The 26,450-nt window shown below is 72.3% G+C and carries 16 protein-coding genes; 15 read left to right on the forward strand and 1 reads right to left on the reverse strand.

Going from position 1 to position 26,450, the window contains the following annotated elements:
- The first annotated feature begins 65 nt into the window (after positions 1-65).
- The 4 genes from JN22_RS12610 (at position 66) to JN22_RS12625 (ending at position 5,145) form a co-directional block, all read left to right on the forward strand.
- Complete coding sequence (locus JN22_RS12610; RefSeq protein WP_085554240.1) at positions 66-1,121, forward strand: extracellular solute-binding protein; 1,056 nt, start codon at positions 66-68, stop codon at positions 1,119-1,121.
- 335 nt (positions 1,122-1,456) lie between these two features.
- A complete protein-coding gene (locus tag JN22_RS12615) occupies positions 1,457-3,223 on the forward strand; it encodes an ABC transporter permease (RefSeq protein WP_085554241.1) in 1,767 nt (588 codons plus the stop codon).
- Positions 3,220-4,287: an ABC transporter ATP-binding protein gene (locus tag JN22_RS12620; protein ID WP_085554242.1), complete on the forward strand. Its 1,068-nt coding sequence runs from the start codon at positions 3,220-3,222 to the stop codon at positions 4,285-4,287. Before JN22_RS12615 ends, JN22_RS12620 begins: the two co-directional genes overlap by 4 nt.
- A 24-nt stretch (positions 4,288-4,311) precedes the next feature.
- Positions 4,312-5,145: an enoyl-CoA hydratase gene (locus JN22_RS12625; RefSeq protein WP_085554243.1), complete on the forward strand. Its 834-nt coding sequence runs from the start codon at positions 4,312-4,314 to the stop codon at positions 5,143-5,145.
- 67 nt (positions 5,146-5,212) lie between these two features.
- On the opposite strand, the gene JN22_RS12630 is transcribed toward JN22_RS12625, so the two are convergent.
- Positions 5,213-5,791 carry an NADPH-dependent FMN reductase gene (locus JN22_RS12630; protein WP_085554244.1) on the reverse strand — a complete coding sequence of 193 codons (579 nt, stop codon included), beginning with the start codon at positions 5,789-5,791 and terminating at the stop codon, positions 5,213-5,215.
- A gap of 185 nt (positions 5,792-5,976) precedes the next feature.
- On the opposite strand from JN22_RS12630, the gene JN22_RS12635 reads away from it, so the two are divergent.
- From JN22_RS12635 to JN22_RS12685, 11 genes are all read left to right on the forward strand, one after another.
- Positions 5,977-12,456, forward strand: a complete 6,480-nt coding sequence (locus JN22_RS12635; protein ID WP_085554245.1) for a beta strand repeat-containing protein — start codon at positions 5,977-5,979, stop codon at positions 12,454-12,456.
- 137 nt (positions 12,457-12,593) lie between these two features.
- On the forward strand, positions 12,594-14,012 hold the full coding sequence (locus JN22_RS12640; RefSeq protein WP_223677696.1) for a TolC family protein: 1,419 nt from the start codon (positions 12,594-12,596) through the stop codon (positions 14,010-14,012).
- Positions 14,009-15,688, forward strand: coding sequence for an ATP-binding cassette domain-containing protein (locus JN22_RS12645; RefSeq protein ID WP_085554246.1), 1,680 nt, complete (start codon positions 14,009-14,011; stop codon positions 15,686-15,688). Before JN22_RS12640 ends, JN22_RS12645 begins: the two co-directional genes overlap by 4 nt.
- Complete coding sequence (locus JN22_RS12650) at positions 15,685-17,055, forward strand: HlyD family type I secretion periplasmic adaptor subunit (RefSeq protein WP_085554247.1); 1,371 nt, start codon at positions 15,685-15,687, stop codon at positions 17,053-17,055. The genes JN22_RS12645 and JN22_RS12650 overlap by 4 nt, the downstream gene beginning before the upstream one ends.
- 223 nt (positions 17,056-17,278) lie before the next feature.
- Positions 17,279-20,389, forward strand: a complete 3,111-nt coding sequence (locus tag JN22_RS12655; protein WP_085554248.1) for an ABC transporter substrate-binding protein — start codon at positions 17,279-17,281, stop codon at positions 20,387-20,389.
- 11 nt (positions 20,390-20,400) lie between these two features.
- On the forward strand, positions 20,401-20,796 hold the full coding sequence (locus JN22_RS12660) for a hypothetical protein (protein WP_085554249.1): 396 nt from the start codon (positions 20,401-20,403) through the stop codon (positions 20,794-20,796).
- Positions 20,797-20,798: 2 nt separating this feature from the next.
- Complete coding sequence (locus JN22_RS12665) at positions 20,799-21,275, forward strand: hypothetical protein (protein WP_143268276.1); 477 nt, start codon at positions 20,799-20,801, stop codon at positions 21,273-21,275.
- Positions 21,272-22,003, forward strand: a complete 732-nt coding sequence (locus tag JN22_RS12670) for a hypothetical protein (protein WP_085554251.1) — start codon at positions 21,272-21,274, stop codon at positions 22,001-22,003. Before JN22_RS12665 ends, JN22_RS12670 begins: the two co-directional genes overlap by 4 nt.
- The gene (locus tag JN22_RS12675; RefSeq protein WP_223677697.1) at positions 21,991-25,293 is read left to right on the forward strand and encodes a type VI secretion system protein; all 3,303 of its coding nucleotides are present in this window, start codon (positions 21,991-21,993) and stop codon (positions 25,291-25,293) included. Before JN22_RS12670 ends, JN22_RS12675 begins: the two co-directional genes overlap by 13 nt.
- 395 nt (positions 25,294-25,688) lie before the next feature.
- Positions 25,689-26,195, forward strand: a complete 507-nt coding sequence (locus tag JN22_RS12680) for a YcjF family protein (RefSeq protein WP_085554252.1) — start codon at positions 25,689-25,691, stop codon at positions 26,193-26,195.
- 75 nt (positions 26,196-26,270) lie between these two features.
- Complete coding sequence (locus tag JN22_RS12685) at positions 26,271-26,441, forward strand: hypothetical protein (RefSeq protein WP_179166138.1); 171 nt, start codon at positions 26,271-26,273, stop codon at positions 26,439-26,441.
- Positions 26,442-26,450: the final 9 nt, after the last annotated feature.

The following is a 26,450-nucleotide window of genomic DNA, read 5'->3' on the forward strand; positions in this document are numbered from 1 at the left end:
ACCCCACAAAGCGACCAACAAAGCCGAAACGGCACCCACGCAACAACCGAACAGGGACGACGAACATGACGGACATCTCTCGCCGCGGGCTTCTGAAGACGGGCGGGCTGGTCGGGACGGCGCTGCTGTCCGGCGGCCTCGCCGGCACCGGCTTCGCCCGGCTGGCCGCAGCGCAAGACGACCCGCTCTACGCCGCCGCCCGCAAGGAAGGCGCGCTGACGCTCTATTGGGGCTCCTACGAGCAGCAGACGATGGAGGCGATCCGCGACGCCTTCAAGGCGAAGTATCCGGGCATCGAGGTCCAGCTTCTCCGCCAGGCCTCGCAGACCGTCTACACCCGCCTGCGGCTGGAGTTGCAGAACGGCGTCGCCGAATGCGATTCGCTGGGCACCACCAACCTGCTGCACTACACCGAGCTGAAGAAGATCGGCGCGCTCGCCGCCTACGACCCGCCCGACGCCGTGAATCTGCCGGCCGCCTTCAAGGGGCTGGACAAGGACGCCATGTACCATGTCGGCGCCATCAGCCTGACCAGCATCAACTACGCGCCGGGCAAGGTCTCCGCCCCGCCGACGAGCTGGATGGCGCTGCTGGAGGACCAGTGGAAGGGCAAGATCACCACCGGCAGCCCCGCCTTCTCCGGCGACGTGGCGAGCTGGGTGGTCGCCATCCGCCGCAAGTACGGCGACGACTACCTGCGCCGCTTCGGCCAGCAGAAGCCGAAGGTCGGCCAGTCCAACGTCGACACCGTGACCGACATCCTGGCCGGCGAGCGCGTCGTGGGATCGGGCGCGCCCTTCAGCTACACGCTGACCCAGAAGGCGGCCGGCAACCCGATCGACGTCAGCGTGCCGACCGACGACGCCATCCTGAACCTCGGCCTCACCGGCATCCCGGCCAAGGCGCCCCACCCCAACGCCGCCCGGCTGTTCACCAACTTCCTCTATTCCAAGGAGGTTTCCGACATCCTGTCGAGGAACTTCTGGCCGACGCTGCGCACCGACGTCGCCTGGGCGGAAGGCCGCTCGCTCGACCAGATGAAGTGGTTCCGCAACACCGGCGACGACCTCGCCGCCGAGGTGGCCGAGGGCATCGCCAAGTGGAAGGAACTGGTGCGCTAGTTGCCTTCCCTCTCCCGCCCCGGGAGAGGGCGCAGAACCGACGGCCGCAGGCCGGACGAACGCCGAAGGCGATCGTAGGTGGCGCGCGGTCGCGAGACTTGCGAGCGACCTCGGGGCCCGCCGCGCAGCGGTGGGAAGGGTGAGGGGCTAGAGGAGCATGGATTGCGTACCACGCCCGATAGCCCCTCACCCTCCCCGCTTCGCGGGTCCCCTCCCTCTCCCGGGACGGGAGAGGGCTTTCCCAGCCGGCGGCGGTTGCCACCCGGCCGCCGGTTCGGGAACACTCCATCATGCTGGGCCGCAAGGCCCATCCTTGGCAACGGGAGGCGGACCCAATGGGGGTCATCTCAACCAGTTCCCGCGACGCCGTGGCGCGTCCCGTCATGGCCCGCGTGCCGCTCGTCAAGGCGACCATTCTCGGCGCCGTCATCCTTCTCCTGGTGCTGCTGGTCGTCCAGCCCTTCGGCTGGGTGCTGTACAACAGCGTCCACGATGACGCGACCGGCGCCTGGACCCTGAACAACTACGCGCGCGTCGTCCAGTCGGCCGACCTGATCGAGCCGCTGATCAATTCCCTGGTCCTGGCCGCCGCCACGGCGCTGATCGCCGTCGGCATCGGCGTGCCGCTGGCCTGGCTGGTGTCGCGCACCGACCTGCCCTTCCGCCGCAGCATCCGCGTCCTGACCCTGACCGCCTTCGTCACCCCGTCCTTCATCGGCGCCACCGGCTGGATCCTGCTGGCCGCGCCCAATTCGGGCTGGCTCAACACGGCGTGGCGCTGGCTGGCCGGCGAGGGCGCCGGGGCACCGCTGAACATCTACTCGATGGCCGGCGCGGTCTTCGTCTGCGGCATCTACACGGTGCCCTACAGCTTCACCATGGTGTCGAGCGCGCTCGACGAGATGGCGGTGGAGTTGGAGGACGCGGCGACGACGCTCGGCTGCGGCGTGCTGCGGACGATGGTCAGCATCACCATCCCGCTCGCCGCCCCGGCGGTGATCGCCAGCTTCATCCTCTCCTTCATCCAGGGGCTGACGCTGTTCGGCGTCCCGGCCTTCCTGCTGACGCCGACCGGCATCCCGGTCGTCACCACCAAGCTGGCCGAGTTCTACCAGCTGTTCCCGCCGGAAATCTATCTGGCCGCCGCCTACTGCATGCCGCTGCTGCTGGTCACCGGCGCCCTGTTCTGGATGCGCCGCCGCTACCTCGGCCGCAAGCAGTACGTCACCATCTCCGGCAAGACGCGCGCCGGACGGCAGATCCGTCTCGGCGGCTGGCGCTGGCCCGCCCTGTTCCTCGCGCTGCTGATGCCGCTGGTGTCGGTCTTCCTGCCCTACGCCGCCCTGCTGCTGGTGTCGCTGACCCGCGCCTGGGGCTTGGGCCTGAGCTGGGAGAACCTGTCCCTCTACTGGTACTGGTGGGCGATCTTCGGCAATTCGGAGACCCACACGGCCATCGTCAACTCGCTGGTCTATTCGACGCTGGGGGCGACGCTGTGCGTGGCGCTCGGCACGCTGGTCGCCTACATCGTCGAGCGGCGGATGATGCCCGGCGCCTCCCTGCTGGGGGCGGTGGCCACGGTGCCGATCATCATCCCCGGCATCGTGCTGTCGGTCGGCTTCTTCGCCGCCTACACCCGCGCCCCCTTCAACCTCTACGGCACGCCGCTGCTGCTGATCGCCGCCTTCGCCGCCACCTTCCTGCCGATCGCCTATGCCCACGGCGGGTCGATCCTGAAGGGCATCGGGCCGGAGCTGGAGCGCGCCGCCCGCAGCCTGGGCGCCGGCGAGGCGCGGACCTTCCTGGCCGTCACCCTGCCGCTGATGGGCGGCGGGCTGGTGTCGGGCTGGTTCCTGGTCTTCATCCCGATCATCCGCGAGCTGTCGGTCGCCGTCTTCCTCATCACGCCCAAGACCAACGTGATGACGACGCTGATCTACAACGCCAAGGACGGCGGCAACTACGAGGCCGTCTGCGCGATGAGCGTCCTTCTCCTCCTGATCACGCTGCTGCTGGTGGCCATCGCCCGCCCGCTGGCCGGGCTGACCGGCGCGCGGCGCACCTCCCGCAAGACCGCCACGGCGGCCGGAGTTCCCTCATGAGCGGCATCCGCATCACCAACCTGCGCAAGAGCTTCGGCGACTACACGGCGCTGCGCGGCATCGACCTCCAGGTTCCCAACGGCACGCTTCTGGCGCTGCTCGGCCCGTCCGGCTGCGGGAAATCGACGACGCTGCAACTGCTGGCCGGCTTCGAGGCGCCGACCGAGGGCGAGATCTGGGCCGACGACACCCTGCTCTCCTCCCCGCGCGGCGTGCTGCCGCCGGAAAAGCGCGGCATCTCGCTGGTGTTCCAGAACTACGCGGTGTGGCCGCACAAGACGGTGGCCGAGAACGTCGCCTTCGGCCTGACCATCCGCCGTCTGCCCAAGGCCGAGATCGCCGAGCGGCTGACCCGCGCCTTGCGCACCGTCCGGCTGGAGCATCTGCGCGACCGCTACCCGTCCGAGCTGTCGGGCGGCCAGCAGCAGCGCGTGGCGCTGGCCCGCGCGCTGGTGGTGGAGCCGTCGATCCTGCTGCTCGACGAGCCGCTGTCCAACCTCGACGCCCATCTGCGCGAGGAGATGCGCTTCGAGATCCGGCAGGTCCATGACCTGCTCGGCATCACCACGGTGTACGTTACCCACGACCAGTCGGAGGCGCTGGTCACCGCCGACCGCATCGCCGTCATGCAGTCCGGCATCGTCCAGCAGCTCGCCAGCCCGGAAGAGGTGTTCGAGCGGCCGGCCAACGCCTTCGTGGCCGGCTTCATCGGCTCCAACAACACGCTGGCCGGCATCAGCGAGGGCGAGGGCGCCATCCGCGTCGGCGATCATGTGCTGACCGCCCCGGACCGCAGCGGCGCGGCGCGCGGCGGCTCGGTCGCGCTCTGCGTCCGGCCGTCGAAGGTGCGGCTGGGCGGGGATGGCGGCCTGCCCTGCAACAGCCTGCCCGGCACCGTGGTGCGCTCCGCCTATCTCGGCGAGCACCGCGACGTGCTGGTGGACATCGGCGGCGACCGGACGATCCGCGCCTTCGTGCCGCCGGAGCACCGCTACGGACCGGGCGCCGCGACGACCGTCCATCTTCCCATCGACGCCTGCCAGATCCTGGCCCCGGCCGCCTGACCGCCTTCCAAGGACCCCACCGACATGACCGACCCGACCACCGGCGCCGCCACGGGCACCTCCCCCGGCGCGCCGCCCGAGATCCTGACCGAACGCCGCGGCGCGGTCCAATGGGTGATCTTCAACCGTCCGCACGCCCGCAACGCCATCACCCCCTGGATGGAGGACCGGCTGATCGAGATCTGCCGGGCGGTCGATTCCGATCCGGAGATCAAGGCCCTGGCGTTGACCGGCGCCACCGGCGACAAGCCGGCCTTCATGGCCGGGGCCGACCTGTCCTGCCTGCAAGCGGTCGCGTCGCCCGAGGATTTCACCATCCTGGAGATCCGCGCCGAGGCGGCGGCGATGGCCCTGGAGGCGGTGCGCGTGCCGACCGTCGCCGTCCTGTCGGGGGCCTGCGTCGGCGAGGGGGCGCTGCTCGCCTCCTGCTGCGACGTGCGCGTCGCGTCGCCTTCGGTGCGCTTCGGCTTTCCCATCGCCCGCACGGTGGGCAACTGCCTGAGCGTCAAGAATCTCGCCCGGCTGTCGGCGGTGCTCGGCACCGCGCGGACCAAGGAGATGATCTTCAGCGCCCGCCTGCTGACCGCAGACGAACTGGCGGCGGCCGGCGCGGTGCGGACCGTCACCGCCAACGAAGAGGAGCTGACCGCCCACGGCCAGAGCGTGGCCGAGGAGCTGGCCGCCCTGGCGCCGCTGACCCTGCGGGCGACGCGCGAGGGTTTGCACCGGCTGCGCGACCAGGGCCTGCCGCCGGGCATCGACGAGGATCTGCTGCGCCGCTGCTACCTGTCGGCCGACTATCAGGAGGGCATCGCGGCCTTCCTGGAAAAGCGCCGCCCGGCCTGGATCGGGCGATAAGCTTCCGGCGGTGATCTCGGGGGGGCGATCTCCGGGCGGCGATCCGGCGCGGCCTCCCGGCGTCGACTCACCCCCCGGAGGCCGCCCTCCCGGAGGCCGACCGCGCGAAGGCCGCGAAGCCCTGCACGAAGCTCCGCAACTGATCGACGGTCTTCGGATCGGCGAGCGTGCCGTCCTCCCCGAAGAGCTTGCCGGCGTGGGAGACCGCCAGCCGGTTCCCGGTCCACAAATCGACCCCGAGCGTGCGGAGGACCGGCAGCCAGGCGGCCTGGGCGAGGACGGTGCCGAACCCGCCCGGCGAGACGCCCATCACCGCCACCGGCTTGCCGGCGAACACTCGCCGGGTGTCGGCCGGCGGGCGGGACAGCCAGTCGATGGTGTTCTTGAAGGGGCCGGGGATCGAATTGTTGTATTCGGGCGTGACGAGCAGCAGACCGTCCGCCCCGGCGATGGCCTCCTTCAGCACCGTCACCGCCGCCGGGATGCCGTCCGTCGCCTCGACGTCGCCGTCGTAGAGCGGGATGCCGTGGATGGTGTCGACGGTCAGCTCGTCGCCGTCGGCCATCAGCCCCGCCGCCGCCCTGAGCAGGGCCGTGTTCAGCGATCCGCGGCGCAGGCTGCCCGAAAGCCCGATCAATCTGGTCATCCATTTCCTCCCTCTGCCGGACCGTGCGTGGGGCGATCATGACAGATTTCCAGGCTCCGGCCACGGGCGTCGATCGGACTGGAACCGTTCCAAATCGTTACAAGGATGTTCAGGATTTCTTCAACAGACTGCGGCAAAGTGACCACATTGCCGAATGTGACCGCCGCGACGGCGAAAGGGACGACGTGCCAGACACCCACGACACCGCCCGCACCACCGCCGACGCTTCCGCCCCACTGCTGAGTTTTCCCGACGATTTGACCTCCGAAGCCGCGTCGATGCTGCTCGGCGGCGACGTCGGCGGGTTGAAGGCGGTGCAGGAGAAGCTCGCCGCCGCGCTGGCCGGTCAAGGGGTGTCGGGAACGGACGCCGGCAGGCTGGCCGACGGCTGGGTGCGGAGCTTCGCCTCCGGGATGGGAAGCGCCGCGTCGCCCGAGGCGGCCATCGCCGAGGCCAGCCGGATCACCGGCGGAACCGCCGCGCGCATGGCGCAGGCCGTGCAGGACGCCGCCGGCCTGACCGGCGAGCAGAAGCTGGCCACCGCCCTGGCCCAGGGGCAGGACGTGGCGCGGGCCGTCGCGCAGGGCACGGCCACTCAGGGTACGGCCACTCAGGGCACGGCCACGCAAGGCTCGGCGGACGGCACGCCCTCCGCCAGCCTCGCCACCGCGCTGTTCGACGGGGTGATGGACCAGCTCGCCCGCCCGGCCGGCTCGGCGGATCCGATGGCGGCGCTGGCGCAGGCGCTGAACGCTCCCGCGCCCGCCGGCCCCGCCGCGGCGACGGTGGACCTCTCGCCCGCCGAAAAGCTGACCGCCGCGCTGGCTTCCGGCGTGGCGGTGACGGACGCGGTCAAGACGGTCGGCGGCGACGGCGCCGGCCTGTTCGCCGAGACGCTGGAGCGGGCGCTGTCGAGCGGCGCGGACGCGGCGAGCGCCGTCGCGGCGGCCACCGAACGCGCGGCGCAGGGCGGCGCGCAGACGCAATCCATCCTGGTCGAGCAGTCCGGCGGCGACCGGCTGATGACCGCCCTGGCCGCCGGGAGCGCCGACGCCCTGCGCGGCGCCGGCGAGGGCGCCGCCTTCGCCAGCGTGCTGAACGACGCGCTGGCGCGCGGCACCGCCCCGGACGCGGCGCTCGGCGCATCGGCCAGGGCGCAGGCGGACATGGCGGCGCAGGAAAGCGCCGCGGGCGTGGCGCCGAAGCCGGCGGACGCGCTGGTCGCCTCGCTCGCCTCCGGCCGCAACGTGACGGAAACGGTGAAGTCCTTCGCCGCCGCCGCCGGCCTCGACGCGGCGGGCGGCTTCGGCCACGCGCTGGGGACCGCGCTGTCCGCCGGCCAGGAGGTCGCCGGGGCGCTGGGCGCGGCGCGTCAGGACGTGGCGGCGGCCAACGCGATGGCGGCGGAATCGGCGCGCGGGGTGAAGGGCGACGGGTTGGTGGCGGCGCTCGCCAGCGGCCAGAACGTGCAGCAGGCGGTCCAGGCGGTCGGCGGCGGCGGAGCCTTCGGCGACGCCTTGGGCCGGGCGCTGGCGGAAGGCCGCTCGCCGGGGCAGGCGCTCGCCGCCGCCCGTCAGGCCGCCGACATGGCCCAGCAGAACAGCCAGGCCAGCGAGGTCCCGGTCTCGCCCGAGAACCAGGCGCTGGCCGGCCTCGCCGCCCCCGCCAACGCCGAGACGCCCGCCGAGGGCGAAAAGGCCGCCGCGAAGGGCGAAGCCGCCACGCAGGTCGCCGACAGCGGGGAGAAGGCCGACGGGGAAAAAGCCGACGGGGAGAAAGGGAACGAAAAGGACGCCGGCAAGGACGACGCCAAGGACGGCAAGGACGCCGGGGACAAGGCCGCCGCCGCCACCTCCTCGGAAAACGGATCGCCTCGGGATTCGGCGGCGCCGGACAAATCCGCCGACGTGAAATCCGCCGACGCGAAATCAGCCGACTTGGCCGGCCCCGCGATGAAGCCGCTCAGCTTCGCCGCTCCCGACGGCGGCACCAAGACCACGACCGCCGGCGACAGCGCCGCCCCGGCCCCGGCGTCACCCGGCGGTCAGCCGGCGAGCACCGCCCCGGCGACCAAGGCCGTCACCGCCGACGCCTTTGCGGTCGCCGCCCAGACCCAGCAGCGGATCGTGCAGAGCGTGACGCAGGCGACCGAGAGCGCGGCCTCCAACGGCGGGACGACGCCCGGAACCGTCACCCCGGCCGTCCCCGGCGCGCATCACGCGCCATCCCCCATCCTGGCGGCCGGCTTCGACGCGGCGGCCCTGGCCAAGGCGCTGGCGGTGGCCGAGGGAACGGCGGCGCCGGCCGGCTTCACCGTCTTCCACCTGATCGAGACGATGTTCCGCCCCGGCGAGGCCGGCAGCAGCGTGGTCGGCGTCGCCGTCGTGGCAAACGGGGATTCGGCGCTCGGCGTCTGGCAATACAGCGCCGACGGCTCCAGCTGGCAGGCGATCGGGACGGTCAGCGACGCGTCGGCGCTGATCCTGCCGGGCAACGCCCTGCTGCGCTTCCTGCCGGCCGCCGGGGCCTCCGGCACCGCGCCGGCGCTCGGCCTGCGCGCGGTGAACGACGAGTGGACCGGCGGGTTCGGCACGCTGGCCGCGCTGACCGGAACGGGCGGAACCTCGCCGCTGTCGGCGGAGGTCGGGCAATTGTCGCTGGAGGTGACGCCGGTCAACGGCGCCCCGGTGGCGACCGGCCTCACCGCCACCCTGGACGCCGTCGTCGAGGACAGCGCCAACCCGGCCGGCGCCAGCGTGTCGTCGCTGTTCGCCGCCCTGTTCTCCGACCCGACCGACGCGGTGTTCGGCGCGGCCGGCGACGGCTTCGCCGGTGTCGCGGTGGTCGCCGACGCATCGACCGCCGCGCAGGGGGAATGGCAGTACTGGAACGGCTCGGCCTGGACCGCCATCGGCGCGGTGTCGGCCGGCAACGCCCTGCTGCTGTCCGCCGACGCCAAGCTGCGCTTCCTGCCCGCCGCCGACTGGAACGGCACCACCCCGGCCCTGACCCTGCGGCTGGTCGACGATTCCGAGGGGGCGATCGCCAGCGGCGGCCGGGTCAGCCTGGACGGCGGCACCGGCGGCGCCACCCGCTACAGCGCTGAAACGATCGCGCTGACCGGCAGCGTCACCCCCGTCAACGACGCGCCCGTCGCCACCGGCACCACCGCCACGCTGGCGGCGGTGGCGGAGGACACGGCCGATCCGGCCGGCGCCACGGTGACGTCGCTGTTCGGCGCGCTGTTCTCCGACCCGCAGGACGCGCTCGGCGGAACCGGGGCCGACAGGCTGGCCGGCGTGGCGATCGTCGGCGGCGCCTCCGACCCGGCGCAGGGCGTCTGGCAATATTGGAACGGCAGCGCCTGGACCGCCATCGGCGCGGTGAGCGAGGGCAACGCCCTCGTCGTCCTCGCCGCCGACAAGCTGCGCTTCCTGCCCGCCGCCGACTGGAACGGCACGCCGCCCTCGCTGACCGCGCGGCTGATCGACAGCTCCGCCACGCCGGCCGCCAGCGGCACGCGGATCGACCTGGGAAGCCTCGGCGTCGGTGGCGCCACCCCCTACAGCGCCACCACCATCACGCTCGACAGCCGCGTCACCGCCGTCAACGACGCCCCCGTGGCAACCGGCAGCACGGCCACACTGGCGACCATCGCGGAGGACACGGCCAACCCGGCCGGCGCCACCGTCGCCGCCCTGTTCAGCGGGCTGTTCTCCGACCCGGCCGACACGGTGACCGGCGGCTCGACCGCCAACGGCTTCGCCGGGGTCGCGGTCGTCGGCAACGCGGCGGGCGCGGCGCAAGGGCTCTGGCAATATTGGACCGGCAGCGCCTGGGCCGACGTCGGCGCGGTGTCGGCCGGCAACGCCCTGCTGCTGTCCGCCGACGCCAAGCTGCGCTTCCTGCCCGCCGCCGACTGGAACGGCACCACCCCGGCCCTGACCTTGCGGCTGGTCGACGATTCCCAGGGGGCGATCGCCAGCGGCAGCCGGACCGCCCTGTCCGGCAGCGGCGGCGGCACCCGCTACAGCGCCGAGACCATCGCGCTGACCGGCGCCGTCACCGCCGTCAACGACGCCCCGGTCGCCACCGCCGCCACCGCCACACTGCCCACCATCGCCGAGGACACGACCGACCCGGCCGGCGCCACCGTCACCAGCCTGTTCGGCGCCCTGTTCTCCGACGCCGCCGACGCCGTGACCGGCGGCTCGGCCGCCAACGGCTTCGCCGGGGTCGCCATCGTCGGCAACGCCGCCACGCCGGCGGAGGGCGTCTGGCAATATTGGACCGGCAGCGCCTGGGCCGCCTTCGGCACGGTGTCGGAGGGCTCCGCCCTGGTCGTTGCCGCCGCGGACAAGCTGCGCTTCGTGCCGGCCGCCGACTGGAACGGCACCACCCCGGCCCTGACCTTGCGGCTGATCGAGCAGTCCGCCGCGACGGTCGCCACCGGCGGCCACCTCGACCTGACGACCGGGGTCGGCGGCAGCACCGCCTACAGCGCCGACACCATCGCCCTGGCCGGGACCGTCACCCCCGTCAACGACGCGCCGCACGTCACCGCCGGAACGGCGTCGCTGACGACGATCAAGGGCGTCGAGGTGGCGGTGACCGGCCTGTCGGTGTCCGACATCGACGCCGGTTCGACACCGCTGCTGGTCACGCTGACCGCCGGGCACGGCACGCTGACGCTCGACGGCGGCGGGCTCGACGCCGTCATCACCGGCAACGGCACCGGCAGCGTGACGGTGCGGGCGACGCTCGCCGTCATCAACAGCCTGCTGGGGGCGACCAACGGGCTGCTCTACAAGGCCACCTCCTACACCGGCGCCGACAGCATCGGCATCCTGGTGGACGACCAGGGCGGCGGTGGAGCCGGCGGGCCGCTGACCGCGACCGCCTCGGTCGCCGTCACCGTGAAGCCGCCCAACAGCTCGCCGGTGCTGGCCGACACCGACCTGACGCTGTCCGTCGCGGCGGCGACGGCGCTGGCGGAACCTGGCGCCGGCACCGTCGGAATCGCCGTGTCCAAGCTGGTCGGGCTGACCGGCAGCGGTCCTGGGAACGTCACCGACAGCGACACGGACGCCCTCACCGGCATCGCCCTGGTCGGCGCCAACGAGAATTACGGCCACTGGTGGTACTCGACCGACGGCGGCGCCACCTGGCAGCTCGTCGGCACGGTCAACGACAGCGATTCCGCCCTGCTGCTGGGTTCGAACGACCGGCTCTACTTCCAGCACAACGCCGAGGTTCCATACACCGTCAACGCCGCCCTGACCATCCGCGCCTGGGACCAGACGACGGGAACCCACGGCACCAAGGTGGCGGTCGACACCAGCGACGGCAGCGCCTTCTCCACCGCCACCGACAGCGTCGTCCTGCATCCCGGCATCCTGGTCGCCAACGGCTCCTTTGACAACGGACTGACCGGCTGGACCTCCAGCGCCAACGGCTCGGGAATCACCGGAACCTCAATCAGCGCGACCGGCGACGGGCACGAAGGAACGGTCACGTCGGCCAGCGGCCTCATCTCGGGGGCCCTGGAGTCGTTCCTCGGAGCGGGGGCCGGCACCATCGCCGCGCTGGCCAGCGGCTCCTCGGCCACCGGCCACGCGATGAAGCTGTCCAGCACCTTCACGGTGACCCAGCCGATGAAGTTGAGCTTCGACTGGACCTTCATCTTTTCGGATCCCGGCTATCACGACTTCGCCTTCGTCAGCGTCAACGAAAAGGTGTACCTGATCACCAGGGACGCGAGCGGCAGCGGCACCATGACCGTGGACATACCGGCCAACACCCCGGTGACGGTGGGTTTCGGCGCGGCCGACACCCAGGACAACAGCCAGAACCCGACCCTGCGGGTCGACAACATCAAGCTGAGCACCGTGGCCAGCGACCCAATCGTGCTCGACCTGACCGGCAACGGGCTGGCCCTGCGCTCGCTGGCCGACGGCGTCCATTTCGACGTGACCGGCGACGGCGTCGCCGATCAGACCGGCTGGGTCGGGGCCGGCAACGCCCTGCTGGTGCGCGACGAGAACCACAACGGCCGGATCGACGACGCGCGCGAGCTGGTGTCGGAGCAGTTCGGCAAGGGCTTCAACAGCAGCCTGGAGGCGCTGGCCTCGCTCGACGACAACCATGACGGCCGGCTGGACGCGGCGGACGCCGCCTTCGCCACGCTCCAGGTCTGGCAGGATCACAACACCGACGGGGTGAGCCAGACCGGCGAGTTGCGGACGCTGGCCGAGGCCGGCATCCGCTCCATCGCCACCACCTCCACCGCCAGCGACGCGACGCTGGCCGGCAACCGCATCCTCGGCACCACCAGCGTGACCATGGCCGACGGCAGCACCCACGCGGCGGCCGGCGTCGCCTTCAACGTCAAGCCGGCAGAGGTGGCCCAGGTGCAGGTGGCCCAGACACAGGTTGCGGCGCAGGTGCCGAATCAGTCCCAGCTGCAACCTTTCACCGGCGGCCATGACGGCACCGACTTCGCCGCCCTGCTCTCCTCCGGCCTCGGTTTGCCGAGTGCCGCTCCGGTTGCAGTGGACATCCCGGCCCTCCACGGGACGGAGTGGGCCGCCGATACCCACGACCCCAATGGACACCACCCGCAGCCTCACGACCCATCAGGCGTGCATGCGTCCGGAAATGCCTGAGAATGTTAACGATTTTAAGGGTTTCCCCTAGATATCAAGACACCGATTTGTCTTAAATGGCGGTCTATATCGTCGGCTATGGTCGCGATCGCGGCACCCCACAAGAGCGTAAGCCGACGGTGAAACCCAGGGCCTCCATGCACAAGCTCTCCCTTCTGGCTGCGGTCACGCTTCCCCTGCTCGCCGTCACGTCACAACCTTCCGTTGCAGCTCCGCGCGACGAGGTCGTGTCGCTGATCACTCGGGCGACGGAAACCCACGACCGCCTGAAGGGGGTGGAGGCGGCCGCCGATTCCGCGCGCAACGCGCTGCGCGTCAGCCATGGCGGCTGGTACCCGGCGCTGAGCCTGTCGGTCAACGGCGGACGCGAGACCACCACCAAGCCGGCCGGGCTGCCCAACACCGACCTGAACGCCGCCCAGCTCTCGGTGCGGGCGACGCAGCTCATCTGGGACTTCGACGCCACCAACGCCGACATCCGCCGCTCCCAGGTGTCGGTGGTGCGCGCCGACATCGCGGTCGAGCGCACCCGGCAGGAACTGCTGGTCGAGGGGCTGACCGCCTACGCCAGCCTTGTCCGCGCCCACCAGCTTCTCGGCTTCGCCCGCCAGTCGGAGGAGAACATCCGCCGCCAGACCGGGCTGGAGGAGGTGCGGCTCCAGGAAGGCTTCGGCTTCACCACCGACGTGTTGCAGGCCAAGAGCCAGCTCGCCGGCGCCCAGGCCCGCCGTGTCGCGGCGGAAGAAGGGATGCAGAACGCGCTGAGCCGCTTCCAGGCCTATTTCGGCCATGTCGCCTTCCGGCTGGACGGCGCCGAGACGCTGGCGATGGCCCGCGCCGCCCTGCCGCCGAGCATCGGCGCCGCGGTGGAGGAGGCCCGGCGCCACAACCCCCGCCTTCAGGAGCTGGCGCTGACCACGGCCGCCGCGCAGGAGGCGGTGACGGCGGTGCGCGGCCGCACCCTCTACCCGCGCATCGAGGGCTTCGTCGAGCGCAACCACAAGCGCGACGTCGCCGGCCAGCCCGGCATCCAGAACGAGCTGCTGTTCAAGCTCCAGGTCACCTTCTCCTTCAACACCGGCCTGACCGCGCTCAACAGCGTGCGGCTCGCCGAATCCGACCTGCGCGCCGCCGACGCCACCTGGGCCGACCAGGAGCGCACGGTGCTGGAGACGGTGCGCAACAGCTGGAACCGGCTGGAGAGCGCCCGCGCCCAGGTGCAACTGCTGAACGACCAGGCGAGCCTCGCCGCCGGCTTCCTCGACGTGGCGCGGGCCGAGCGCGAGCTGGGCACGCGCTCGCTGATCGACATCCTGTCGGGCGAGACGACGCTGATCAACGCCCGCAGCGACGCGGCGGCGGCGGAAACCGAGCTGGTGCTGGCCGGCTACCGGCTGCTGGCGGCGATGGGCCGGCTGAGCGCCGCCGACATCCAGACCAAGCCGATGCCGCGGCTGGCGGCGATGGGACGCGGCGGCTTCGCGCCCGACAAGCCGGAACCGCCCCCGCCGGCCAACAACGGCAACCGCCGGCGCGGCACCGGGAGACAGCCATGACCGGCGCCATCGGGCTGCTCGCCCTGCGGCTGCGCTCCAACCTGCGGCTGACCGGACGTGTCTTCGCGGCGTCGCTGGCGGCCAACCTGCTGGGGCTCGCCTCCTCCTTCTACACGATGCTGGTGCTCAACCGCTACGTGACCCACGGAGTCGATTCGACGCTGGCGGCGCTGACCGTCGGCGTCGTGCTGTCGATCGCCTTCGAGCATCTGTTCCGCCACGTCCGCCTGCGCATCGCCGGCCGCATCGGCCGTTCCGAGCATGAACGGATGGCGACCGGCGCCTTCGGCATCCTGCTGACCGCGCGCAGCGGCGCCGGCTCCGCCGAGGGCGACGCCGCCCGGCGCGAGGCGATGCGCGCACCCGACCAGATCGACGCCGCCTTCGGCTCGGCCAACCTGGCGACGCTGTTCGACCTGCCCTTCGCGCTCGGCTTCGTGCTGGTGGTGGCGCTGATCTCCTGGCCGCTGGCGCTGATCTGCGTGGTCTTCACCCTGCTGTCGATCGGCGCCGGGCTGCTCGCCCAATCCGACATGCGGGCGGTCGGCCGCGACCTCGCCCAGGCGGGGGCCGACGCCCAGGGCCTCGTCACCTCGGCGCTGGTCGGGCGCGACGCGGCGGCGCTGTTCGGCGGCGCCAAGCCGCTGCTCGGCGACTGGCAGCGCGCCGCCAAGGCGCTGCGCACCCTGCGCGAGCGCATGTCGATGCGCCAGGGCCGCGCCCAGTCGGCGGCGCAGAGCCTCCAGGCGTTGCAGGGCGTCGCGGTGATCGCCACCGGCGCGGTGCTGGTGGTGCGCGGCGAGCTGGACGTCGGCTCGCTGATCGGCGTCAATCTGCTGGTCGGCCGCGCGCTCGCCCCCTTCACCCGGCTGGCGCAGATCGGCGAGTCCTGGGCGATGGCCCGGCAGGCCCAGGCCCGGCTGGAGCAGTTCGCCCGCACCGCCGTCGAGCCGCCGACCGGCACCAGCCTGCCGCGCTACGCCGGCACGCTGGAGCTGCGCGACCTCACCTACACCCCGCCGGGCGGAGTCACGCCGCTGCTGCGCCGGCTGAACCTGTCGCTGCCCGCCGGCAACATCCTGGTGCTGAAGGGGCGCAACGGTTCGGGCAAATCGACGCTGCTGCGGCTGATCGCCGGGCTCGCCGACCCGCAGGAGGGCGCCGTGCTGGCCGACGGGGTGGACGTCCGCAAATTCGCTCCCTCCTGGTGGCGCCAGCAGATCGGGATGCTGCCGCAGGAGCCGACCTTCCTCAACCGGACCATCCGAGACAACCTGCTGCTTGCCAACCCGCGCCTGTCGGAGACGGAGCTGCACGCCGTTCTGCACCGCGCCGGGGCCGACCGCACGGTGGCCGACTGCGCCCAGGGGCTCGACACGCCGCTGCGCAACTTCGGACACGAGCTGCCGATCGGCCACCGCCGCCGGCTGGCGCTGGCCCGCGCGCTGGCGGTCGGCGGCCGACTGGTCCTGCTCGACGAGCCGACCGACGGTCTGGATTCCGAAGGCACCGCCACCGTCTACCGCACGCTGATCGAGCTGGCGCGCAGCGGCCACACGGTGGTCATCGCCTCGCACGATCCCCGCATCCTCCAGGGCGCCTCGCTGGTGCTCGACCTCGACCAGCCGCCGGGCGCAGCACAGGTGCGCGACGCGGCGGGGATGGTGGCGTCATGAAGCCGTTGCCCATGCTGACCCGCAAGCCGGTCGCCGCCGGCCCGGCGCTGCCCGTCGGCCCTGTTGCCGCCCCGGCCCTGCCGGCGGCGGCCGTTTCCGACGAGGCGGAGGGCCGCTTCGGCGACGGGCTGTTCGCGGTCGCCGCCGCCGCCCTGTTCGCCGCCGTCGGCTGGGCCTCGATCGCCGAGCTGAACGTCACCAGCAGCGCCCCCGGCGACGTGGTGCCGCTCGCCTACAACCAGTCGGTCCAGCATTTCGAGGGCGGCATCGTTCGCGACATCCTGGTGCAGGAAGGCGATTCGGTGAAGGCCGGGCAGGTGCTGGTCGAGCTGGACCAGACCAAGACCCGCGCCGACCTGGAGGAGCTGCGGCTGCGGCTGGGCTCGCTCGCCGCCGACATCGCCCGGCTGGAGGCCGAGGTCGCCCGCCGCGAGTCCATTGCGTTCCCCGACGCGCTGACCCGCGAGCGGCCGGATCTGGTGGCGCAGACCCGCGACCTGTTCCGCGCGCGGCGCGACCGGCTGGCCTCCGACATCGAGATCCAGCGGCAGGACACCATCCAGCGCGAGCAGCAGATGGCCGCCGTCAAGGCGCGCATCGCCGGCTCGCAGGTGGCGCAGGGGCTGATCCGCGAGCAGCTGGAGATCAGCGAGACGCTGCTGCGGCGCGAGATCACCAACCGCATGAAGCATCTGGAGCTGCTGCGCGACGACGCCCGCATCACCGGCTCCATCGCCGAGGACCGCGCGACGATGGCCCAGGCCGAGGCGGCGCTCGCCGAATCGCGCGGCAAGCTGGTGTGGATCGGCCGCAAATATGAGGAAGAGAGCCGCAACGCGCTCGACGAGGCGCGGCGCAACCACGCCGAGCTGTCGCAGCGGCTGACCCGCTACCAGGACAGCCTCGACCGCAGCACGATGCGGGCGCCGATGGACGGCATCGTCAAGACGCTGGCGGTCTCGACCAAGGGCGCCGTCGTCAAGGCCGGCGAGACGGTGGTGGAGCTGGTGCCGCGCGACGGCAAGCTGGTGGTGGACGCGCGGTTGCCGGTGCAGGACATCGGCTATGTCCGCGCCGACCAGCCGGTGGTGGTGACGCTGGCCGGCGGCGACGCCTCGCGCTTCGGCCATATCGAGGGCCATGTGCGGACGATCAGCCCCGACACGCTGCTCGATGCCAACAAGCAGTCCTACTACAAGGTCCGCGTCGAGCTGCCGGTGACGCGCTTCGACTACGCCGGCAAGACCTACGAGCTGTTTCCCGGCGTGCGGGTGACGTGCAGCATCCTGACCGGGCGGCGGACGATCCTCGACTACGTGTTCTCGCCCGTGCTGAACGGCCTGCAGAACGCCATGCAGGAGCGGTGAGGATGGCCGTCCCGGTAACCGCCGCTCCGGCCCTCTCCCGCCCCGGGAGAGGGAGGGGACCCGCCGAAGGCGGGGAGGGTGAGGGGCGATCCGAACATGGATTGAAACCGCACGCCCGATCGCCCCTCACCCTTCCCATGCTGCGCATGGGCCCCTTCCCTCTCCCGGGGCGGGAGAGGGAATTTCACCACCACCCCCATCCGGACCGCAAGAGGCCCACCCCATGCTGAGCTCGCTCCAGCCCCGCTCCCGTCGGCCGCTGAGCTGGTCGCACCTGACCAAGAAGGCGCGCTTCGCGCTGATCCTGGCCTCGGCGCTGCTCGTCACGGTGCTGGTGTCGCTGGTCGTGCGCGCCGGATTCCTCGGCGAGCGCAGCCGCGAGCCGCTGGCCATCGCCGTCGTCGGCCCGCTCAGCGGCCCGGACGCGGCCCTCGGACTGGCCTTGCGCAAGGGGGCGGCGCTGCGCGCCGACGCCATCAACGCGGCCGGCGGCATCGGCGACCGGCCGGTGTCGATCAAGCCCTTCGACGACGAGGGCGACAAGGCCAAGTCGCTGGAGATCGCCCGCCGCATCGCCAACGACCCCTCGGTCATCGCCGTCATCGGCCACAGCCCGGACGCCGCCGACAGCGCGACCGCCATCTACGCCCAGCGCAAAATCCCGCTGATCGCGCCGCGCCCGCTGGTCCGTCCGGCCGACAACGCTCCCAGCCCCTGGCTGTTCAGCATCAACCTCGACCGCAGCAACGAGACGCGCTTCCTCGCCAACTACGTCCGCAACGTGGTCGGCGAGCCGACCGTCGCCATCGTCCGCGAGGACAGCGAGCAGGCCGCCACGCTCGCCGGGCAGTTCGACATCATCCTCCAGCGCTTCGGCACCAAACTGGTCAACCAGTGGACCTACGCGCCGGGCCGCGGCGGGGCCGGCGCCCTGCCTGCGCTCGCCCAAGGCGTCAAGGAACGCATGCCGACCGGCGCCGTCGTCGTCATCGGCTCGGCGGTGGACAGCGCCCGCGTCGTCGCGGCGCTGCGCGACGCCGGGGTGCGCAACCTGATCGCCGGCACGTCCGAGATGGCGACCGCCGCCTTCCGCACCGAGATCGTCGCCCAGGCCCAATCCAACACCAAGGCGCTGTCGCCGGAGGCCTACGGCCATGGGCTGCTGACCTCCTCTCCCGTGCTGTTCGACACCGCCAACGAGCGGGCGCAGCGTTTCTACGGCCAGTACGTCAAGCGCTACAACGCGGTGCCCGACTGGGCGGCGGCGCTGGCGGGCGACGGCGTCGACCTGATCGCCGGCGCCATCGCCAGGACCCTGCCCGACACCGCCAAGCCGGCCAGCGACAAGCCCGACGGCGAGGCGCTGCGCCGCGCCATCGCCGACCACGACCGGGGCGAGACGGCCTTCCAGGGCAGCGTCGGCACCTGGACCTTCGACGCCAAGGGTCAGGCGACGCTGCCGGTGATGATGGCGACCTACAACGGCCTGAACCCGGTGGCGGCGCTGACCCAGCTCCAGCCGATCCGCGAGGCCGGGGTCTCCAACTTCCTGGAGGAGGTCACGCGCGGCCGGGCGCTCTACGTCAACGACCGCTTCATGTACAAGACGGACGTCATCTACACCGGCGTCCAACTCCACGAGGTGCGCGACCTCAGCCCGGACAGGAACGAGGCGACGCTCAACCTGACGGTCTGGTTCCGTTATCGCGGCGCCTTCAACCCGGCCGACGTCGTGTTCACCAACGCGGTCAAGCCCATCGAGCTGGGCAAGCCCTACCGCGAGGAGAAGGGCGAGGTCACCACCTACGTCGCCTACAAGATCGAGGGCCGCTTCGCGCTCGACTTCTCCGACCAGCGGCCGCCCTACGGCAGCCACGCGGTCGGCGTCAGCTTCCGCCACCGGACGCAGAACCGCAACAACGTGATGTTCGTCACCGACGTGCTCGGCATGTCGCTGGTCGACACCAACGACTTCGTCGAGAAGCTGAAGGCGATGGCGGCGGCGGAGACCGCGTCGGTCGCCGAGGCCAGCCTGTCCGACCGCCTGCACCGCGCGCTGGAGGGGGAGAGCGAAGGATCCACCCTGCTCGACCAGCTCCGCGCCAAGCGGGTGCTGGCGCCGTCGCCCGGCTGGCGGCTGTCGCGGGCCTGGATCGCCCAGGACGTCACCACGGTGGGCAGCGAGGGCGACCCCAACTATGTCGGCTTCGGCCGGCCGCAGCCCGACTTCTCGCGCGTCGATTTCGGCGTGGTGGTGACGCCCGACGCCCCGGCGGCGCGCGACTTCATCCACCGCGACTTCTTCGTCTACATCGCCATCTTCAGCCTGGTGCTGGCGGTCTTCGCCGCCGTGATGGACCGCCGCGACCACGGCCAGTTCTGGAAGATCCAGACGCTGTTCATGCGCATCCTGTCCTGGCCGCTGCTGCTGATGGCGGTCGGCAACATCGCGCTGGAGCAGGCGGTGGCGGCGCTGCCGGCCAGCGGCATCGCCATGGTGGTGAACGGGTTCGAGGTGCTGTGGTGGATCGTGCCGGCCATCCTGCTCGACCGCACGCTGGAACGCTTCGTCTGGACGCCGCTGGAGATCCGCACCCAGCGCAAGATCCCCGGCATCGTCCGCCGCTTCTCCACGCTGGTGATCTTCGGCTTCGCCGGCTGCGGCATCATCGCCTTCGTGCTGAAGCAGCCGATCACCAGCCTGCTGGCGGCGTCCGGCATCGTCGGCATGGTCATCGGCCTCGCGATCCAGGCCAACATCGCCAACGTCTTCTCCGGCATCATCCTGAACATCGAGCGGCCGTTCCAGATCGGCGACACCATCCAGATCACCGACCTCGTGCGCGGCGTGGTGGTGGACATGACGTGGCGGACGGTGCGGGTGCGCAACGTCGCCGGCTACATCGTCGCCATGCCCAACGCCAAGGTGTCGGAGGCGACGGTGATCAACTTCAGCTCGGTCGAGCGGGTGGCGATGAAGCTGGAGTATTTCGCCGACGCCAGCCACGACCCCGGCCGCATGGGCGGGCTGCTGACCAACGCGCTGCGCGCCGCCGACAAGGTGATGTCGAGCGCCACCGGCGGCCTGCCCTTCGTCCGCTACGACGGGTTCCGCGGCGTCAACGGCCAATGGCTGTGCAAGTACAACCTGTTCTTCTGGGTCAAGGACCACGACGCCACCTTCGCGGTGCCGGAGCTGGTCTGGCGCTCGGTCTACCAGGCGCTGGCCGAGGCCGGCATCGACCCGACCCCGCCCGACCTGATGGAGGGCGGCGGCGCCGTGATCGCCGCCACCCAGCCCGCCGCCGGCCAGCCGGCCGCGATCCCGGCCTGAGGAGCATCACCATGAACCGCCGCCCCACCCGCGCGCTGCTCGCCGCCGCCGCGCTGCTGCCGGTCCTGCTGGCCGCATCCGGCTGCGCGCAGCTGGGCTCCACCAGTTCCGCCGCCATCCTGGAGCGGGTCGCCGACGGCGAGTATGATTTCGGCATCCGCTACCCGTCCAAGCGCGCGCGCTACGTGATGATCGTCGAGGACGACGGGGAGAGCTTCACCCTGGCCAACCGCCCGGTGCTCGGCGGGACCGGCGACGGGGCGGCCAGCGACGGGGCGGCCCCGGCGGCGCCCCAGCGCAACGACCGCGTGCTGGCGCCCTGCGCCGACGCGGCCGGCAACTGGTACCGCCACACGCCGGCCGGCTATGTCTGCGCCGGCGAATCCGCCCCCGGCGCGGGAGGCTGAGGATGAGACACGCCGCGATGGCCATCGCGCTGCTTCTCGGCGGCTGCGCCGCCGCCGGCACGCCGGCCGGCCCCGACGCCGGGGCGGCGGGCGCCCCGGTTCTGCGCATCGCCGCCGACCCCGACGCCAACGGACGCCGGCCGGTCGCGGTGGACGTGGTGCGGGTCGCCGATCCGGCCCTGGCCCGCCGGCTCGACGGGCTCGACGCCGCCGCCTGGTTCCGCAGCCGGACGGCGCTGCGCGGCGAGGCCGCCGGCCGGATCGCCATCGCCTCGTGGGAGATGGTGCCGGGCCAGAGCGTGCTGCTGCACAGCCTGCCGCCCTTCGCCGCCGCTCCGGTCGAAACCATCGTCTACGCGCTCTACGCCACGCCGGGCGCGCATCGCCAGTCGGTGGCGGGAGCCGCCGCGCTCGACGTGCGGCTCCAGCGCGACGGCTTCACCGCCGGCCCGCTCGCCGCGGGGGGAGCGCCCCAATGAACGCCGGCTCCGCCCCGGTCCTTTCCCCCGTCCGCAAGGACGCCACCCCCGGAACCATGGCTCTGTTCCGCGCCTTCCACACCGACCTGCTCGCGGCCTGCGCCGAGCCGCAGGTCGCGGCCGGGCCGGGCGTTGGGCCGAACGGGACGGTGGCCGACCGCCTCGTCGCGACCCTGCACGGCATGGGCGAGGCGGCGGTCTCGCGGGGTCCCGCCGCCCACGGCACGGTGGTGAAAGCCGTCTTCGCCATGGCGATGCTGGCCGACCGCGCGCTGGGCGGCGTGAAGCCGGCCGACGCCGTGGTCGCCGCCCGGCTGTTCGGCGCCAACGCGACGATGCAGACGCTGCTGGTCCAGGCCGACGACCTGATCCGCCAGGGCGCCAAGGCCGACCGCGACCTCGCCGCCGTCTATCTCGCCGCGCTGTCCCTGGGCTTCCCCGAGGACGCCGAGGCGTCGGCGCGGCGCCCCTCGCTCCACCGCATCGTCGCCGGCGAGCGGGCGGAAACCCGTCTCGCCAGCCCGCGCGCCCTCGAGCCCGCCGAGGGCGCCGTCCCCGGCTACGCCCGGCCGGAGGCGAAACGCTGGTGGTGGGCGGTGGGCGGCAGCGTGGCGCTGTTCCTGCTGGTCTCCCATCTGCTGTGGGCCGGGATGGTCGACACCATTCAACGCGACCTGCGCGGCGCCCGCGCCGCGGTGGAGGACATGGGTCTGTCATGGTCCTATTGATCCTCACGCTGGAGCTGGTGCTCTCCACCATCGGGTCGGCGATCGCCGCCGTCTTCTCCTACGTCTCCTACCTCCTTCCCCTGCTGCCCTACGCGCTGGCGGCGCTGCCGCTCTACATCCTCTACCGCGCCGGCCGCGCGGTCTGGCCCCGGCTGGCCCGCTTCCGCCGCAAGAAGGCCCCGGCGGCCCGCAGGAAGGCGCCGCAACGCAAGGCCCGGCCGCCGGCCCCCCTGCGCGTCCGCGCCGAGGCGCCGCCGCCGTCGCGCGCGACGGCCAGCGCGCCGCCGCTCGCCCGCGTCTACAACGAGGGGCTGGACATCCTGACCCGGCAGATGCGCGGCCCGCTCAAGCGCGGCGACATCCCGTGGTTCCTCGCCTTCGGCGTCGGCGGGCCGGCGCTGCTCGCCACCGACCCGACCCACGTCCGCTGGCCGGAAGAGGGCAACGGCGAAACCGGCTGCTGGTGGTTCTGCGAAGGTGCCGCGATCCTGCACGCCGGCGCCGATTCCGCCGACGGGTCGCGGCTGGGCGACTCCTGGCCGACGCTGGTCAAGGCGATGCGCGCCCGGCCGATGCGCCGGCCGCTCGACGGCGTCCTGCTGATGGTCGGCGCCGACGAGCTGCGCGCCGCCGCCGAGCGCGAGGGGCCGCGCAGCGCGCTGGCCAAGCGGGGCGCCGCCCTGCGCGCCCGCCTGCGCACGCTGCGCGATCAGCTCGGCATCGTCTGCCCGGTGCATGTGGTGGTGGTCCGCGCCGAGGCGCTGGAGGGCTTCGCCGAGCTGTGCGCCGCCGTGCCCGCCGTCATGCTGGACAGCGTGCTCGGCTGGACCAACCCGCGGGACTGGACCCTGCCCTTCGACCCGCGCACGGTCGACGAGGCGTTCGATGCCCTGCGCGGCGACCTGAGCCTGCTGGAGGCCGACGCGCTGGCCGCCGGCACCGCCGCGCCACGCCTGCCCCTTCTGCCGGCAAGTCTGGAGGCGCTGCGCCACCCGTTGGCCCTCTTCCTCGACGGCGCGCTGGGTGGCGATGAGGAGGACGAGCCCTTCCCGCTGCGCGGCATCGCCCTGACCGGCGCGCACACGCCGCCGGTCGGCGGGCGCCGCCCGGTCTTCGCCCGCGACCTGCTGCCCGGACGCGCCTTCGCCGAGGCCGGCTACGGCCGCCCGACCGACGCCGCCTACCGCCGCGCCCGGACGCGGCGCCGACAGGCGCAGGGCGCGCTGGCGGCCTCGGTCGTCGGCCTGTCGGTCGTGGCGTGGCAGGGCGCGGCCGGCGTGTCGGCCGGCGTACCGGCGGTCGCCTCGGGCGTCGGCGACCTGCGCCGGGCGCTGCTGTCGCGCGACGGCGTGAACGGGGAGATGGTGTCCCAGGTGATCGCCGCCACCGGGCTGATGGAGCGCGACCGCCTCGCCACGCCGCTGCTGCCGACCTCGCTGATCGGCGGTTTCGACGAGGACAAGCGTCGCCTCGCCTCGGTCACGGTGCGCCGCGCCGTGCTGCGCCCGATCCGCGACGCGCTGCTGCCCAGCGGCACGCTGGCCGATTTGCCGCCGGCGGCCAACCCGCGCCGGCCCGAGGATCTGCCGAGCTTCCGCCGGCTCGTCGGCCAGCTCGACCGCGTCGCCGGCCGGCGCGACGCGCTGGAACGCTACCAGCGCTTCCGCCAGTCGAGCGGGGCCGACGAGCTGTACCTCCTGTCGGCCAGCGTGTTCGACGGCGTCGTCAAGCCGCCGGTCAAGGCGACCGACGGATTCATCACCCGCATCGCCGCCGGCGCCGACCTGCCGAACCTCGACGCCCGGACCATCGCGGCGGCGGTGCGCGCGGAATCCGTCCAGCTCGCCACCCCGCTGGCCGAGGATCTCTACGCCCGCAACCCCCTGCTGGCGCGGGCCAAGGCCCTGGCCGAGCGCCTCGCCAACCCGCCCGAAACCCCGTCGGGCGACGACGTGCTGGAGCTTCGCCGCCTTGTCGACGCGGTGACCGAAGCGGCGGGCTGGCCGATCGCGGCGGCGTTGCGGACTCCGGCGCACGGCCTGCCGGACAGCATCAAGCTGGCGCTGGAAAAGGCTTCGGTGGCCGAACTGCCGGGCCGCGACGCCGCCGCCCGCATCGCCGAGGCGCTGACCGCCGCCGCCACCGCCGCGCGCGCCGAGGCGCTCGCCCTGGAGGCCCCGACGGTCGGCCGCATCCTGCTGGCACTGGACGACGGCGGCACGCCGACGCTGGCGCCGGGGATCGACGCGCTGCCGGAGCGGATGGCCGCCACCCTCCCGCCCGCCCCGCCCGCCCCAGCGGCCCCAGCGACCCAACCCCCGCCGCCCGAGACGGGCGGAGCCAAGCCCGAACCGGCCCGTACGGTGGGCGCCAAACCCGAGGCCGCCAAACCCGAACCGGCCAAGCCGGAGCCTTCCCGGCCCGCGCCCGTGGTGGAAGCCACGCCCCCCGTGCCGTCGCCAGTCGAGCCGGCGGTGACGGTCGCGGCAGCGCTTCCCCCGCCGACGCCGGCCCCGGCTCCGGAGTTCCTCGCTCCGCCGCCGCCCGTTCCGGACAACTCCGCCGCCGTGGCGAAGCTGGCGGCGAGCTTCTCGCAGACGTTGGCCGGCCGCTTCCCCTTCGTGCGCCCGGATCTGGCGCGCAGCGCGCCGGACGCGGATCCGCAGGACGTCCGCCGCTTCTACCAGACGCTCGACGAGAACCGGGCCGCCGTCACGCGCGGCGCCTCCCCCGAACTCGCCGCCTTCCTGGAACGGATGGAAGCGGCACGGCCGCTGATGGAGGCGGTCGCCCGCTCGGCGGTGATGACCGTCGACCTCACCTACGGCGTCAACCGGGCGCGCGAGGTCGGGGCCGAGCACATCATCGACTGGTCGGCCCGCTCCGGCACCAGCTCGGTCGGGGCCGGCACCGGCGCCGAGCCGCTGCTCTGGAAGGTCGGACAGCCGCTGATGCTGAGCTTCCGCTGGGCCGCCGGCTCGCCCTACCGTCCGAGGAGCGCGGCGGCCAGCGCGGCCGAGGCGGCGGCCGGCGACACCGTGACCATGGTGGAGCGCGGCCCCTGGGCCCTGCTGCGCCTGGTGAAGGGGCGCGGGGCTTCCGGCGGAGAGGGCGGCGCCGCAGGCGCCTCCGGATCCGGCGGTGTCCTGCGCATCGCCCTGCCCACCCAGACCATCGGCGGCGAGCCGGCGCGCGACACCGTGCTGTTCATGGCCGCCTCGGTGCGGGCCGGCACGCGCGGAAACGCCCCGCTGCGCCTTCCCGATCTGCCGATCCGTTTCCCCCAGTAAAAGTCGGGAAATTTTCTTAGACGGAAGGAAAATATATTTAAGCGTTACAATTCGTCACAACAAACAACAACGGTCACAAGAGGTTGCGTTAACCCTGAGAGGAATTTAATCTGTTGTTAAGCGATCGAAACGTATCACAATGATACTGTTTTGAGAGCGTCGGCGGAATTGATACGCCCGGCCTACGGCAATCCAGAATGCAACGAATATTGAGGCCGCCAGCGCGCGGCAGACGTCATTCCTTTGCCAATCAGTCGACAGAAAATTGACATTTGGCGCTCTGCTTCGCCTGGAACGCCCCACGCTCCCGGCCAGGGCATTCCGAAAGGTGTGCTTCGAGCTTTGACTTCCACCGGCATGACACAACCCACCGTTCCCCTGAAAGGTTTCGGATCATGGTAGACCGCAAGAAACGCGCCCAGGACCTGATCAAGTACCACAGCTACGCCTCCGGCGCGTTCGGCCTCATCCCCGTGCCCGGCGCCGACGTCGCCGCCGTCAGCGCGGCGCAGCTCAACCTGATCCACAAGCTGGCCAAGCTGTACGAGGTCGAGTTCGCCCAGGAGCGCACGCGCGCCATCGTCAGCGCCCTGCTCGGCGGCGTGATGCCGGGGGCCCTCAGCTCCAGCGTCCTCGGCTCGGCCGTCAAGGCCGTCCCGTTCATCGGCACGGCGCTCGGCGTGGCGGTGATGCCGGCCCTGTCGCTGGCCGCGACCCAGGCGCTCGGCCGCGTGTTCGCCCAGCATTTCGAGACCGGCGGCACGCTGCTGGACCTCGATATCGAGACGATGCGCGAGCATTTCCGCAAGGAATTCGAGGCTGCCAAGACCAACGCCGAGGCCGCCGACGCCCCGGTCGAGGCGCCGCAGATGGATGGCGACGCCGCCCGCAAGGCCGGCTGATCCGACGCTGATCGGGGCCGGCGCAGCCGGCGCCGACCCCAAGGCGGGACGCCGGGCAACAAGGGAAGCATCACCGTGTTCGAGCTGATCTACATCGGTCTCTGCCTGCTGGTCGGGTTTCTGGGGATCGGCCGCCGCGGCGGTTTCCTGCTCTACGGCTTCCTGGCGGTGGTGCTGACCCCGCCCGGCGCCCTCCTTGTCATGATCCTCCTGACCGGCCGCCGCAAGAAGCCGGCGGAGGCGTGACGGAGATGG

This window comes from Azospirillum agricola, assembly GCF_020005195.1.
Classification (GTDB): Bacteria; Pseudomonadota; Alphaproteobacteria; order Azospirillales; family Azospirillaceae; genus Azospirillum; species Azospirillum agricola.